This is a genomic window from Inhella sp., from assembly GCF_041912635.1.
Taxonomy (GTDB): Bacteria; Pseudomonadota; Gammaproteobacteria; order Burkholderiales; family Burkholderiaceae_C; genus Inhella.
Genome location: NZ_JAYRMO010000077.1, coordinates 1 through 1,513, shown reverse-complemented (window position 1 = coordinate 1,513; position 1,513 = coordinate 1). Strand labels below are relative to the sequence as shown.

Here is a 1,513-nt window from a genome sequence, read left to right as displayed (position 1 = left end):
GAGCTGGTGCAGCTCAAGGAGCTGTGGGCAGCGCGCGCAGCCCCAGCACCGGCGCAGGCCGCCACCGCTACGGTGCCTGCAGCGTCACCCGCCGCGCCGCGCTGAACCGGGCTGGCGGCTCTTGCACTGCCGCCCCTTCTTGATCTTCAGCTTTCCAGGCGCTTGCGCAGCAGCTCGTTGACCTGGGCTGGGTTCGCCTTGCCCTTGCTGGCCTTCATGGCCTGGCCCACCAGGGCGTTGAAGGCCTTGTCCTTGCCCGCCTTGAACTGCGCCACGTTGTCGGGGTTGGCAGCGATCACCTCGTCGATGATTTTTTCCAGCGCCCCGCTGTCATTCATCTGCTTGAGGCCCTTGGCCTCGATCACAGCATCGACCTCGCTGCCCTCGCCGCTCCACAGCGCATCGAACACCTGGCGGGCGGCATTGTTGCTGATGGTGCCGTCGCTGATGCGCTGGATCAGCGCGGCCAGCTGTGCGCTGCCGACTTTGGCATTCTCGATGCCGGTTTCCTCGCTGTTCAGGCGGCGTGACACCTCGCCCATGATCCAGTTGCTGGCCAGCTTGGCCTGGCTGCTGGCCTGGGCGGCTGCTTCAAAGTATGCCGCCATGGCCTTGCTCTGCGTGAGCGTGGTGGCGTCGTACTCGGGCAGGCCGTAGTCCTGCACGAAGCGCGCCGCCATGGCGCGGGGCAGTTCGGTCATCTGCGCGCGCGTGCTCTCCACCCACTCGGGCGCGATCACCAGCGGCGGCAGGTCCGGGTCGGGGAAGTAGCGGTAGTCGGCCGCGTCTTCCTTGGTGCGCATGGCGCGCGTCTCGCCCGTGTCGGGGTTGAACAGCACGGTGGCCTGCTCGATGGCGCGGCCGTCCTCCAGCTCCTCGATCTGCCAGCGGATCTCGTAGTCGATCGCCTGCTGCATGAACTTGAAGCTGTTGAGATTCTTGATCTCGCGCCGCGTGCCCAGCGGCTGGCCGGGCTTGCGCACGGAGACGTTGGCGTCGCAGCGGAACGATCCCTCTTGCATGTTGCCGTCGCAGATGCCGATCCAGGTCACGATCTTGTGCAGTTCCTTGGCGTAGGCCACGGCCTCCTCGGTGCTGCGCATGTCGGGCTCGGTCACGATCTCCAGCAGCGGTGTGCCGGCGCGGTTCAGGTCGATGCCGCTCATGCCGTGGAACTCTTCGTGCAGCGACTTGCCCGCGTCTTCCTCCAGGTGGGCGCGTACCAGGCGCACGGTTTTCTTCTCGTCGCCCAGGTAGAAGCTCACCTCGCCGCCCTGCACCACCGGAATCTCGAACTGGCTGATCTGGTAGCCCTTGGGCAGGTCGGGATAGAAGTAGTTTTTGCGGGCAAAAATGCTCTTTGGCGCAATGTGGGAGCCAAGAGCAAGTCCTAATTTGATAGCGCAGGCCACGGCCTCGCGGTTCATCACCGGCAGGGTGCCGGGCAGGGCCAGATCCACGGCGCAGGCCTGGGTGTTGGGCTCGGCGCCGAAGGCGGTGCTGGCGCGGCTGA

1 protein-coding gene is annotated in these 1,513 nt (G+C 66.0%); it reads right to left on the bottom strand.

Annotation, left to right across the window (positions count from 1 at the left end; translation table 11 throughout):
* Positions 1-146: 146 nt before the first annotated feature.
* On the bottom strand, positions 147-1,513 hold a 1,367-nt coding region (gatB, locus tag ACE3QP_RS21745), incomplete at its 5' end, for an Asp-tRNA(Asn)/Glu-tRNA(Gln) amidotransferase subunit GatB (RefSeq protein ID WP_374439173.1).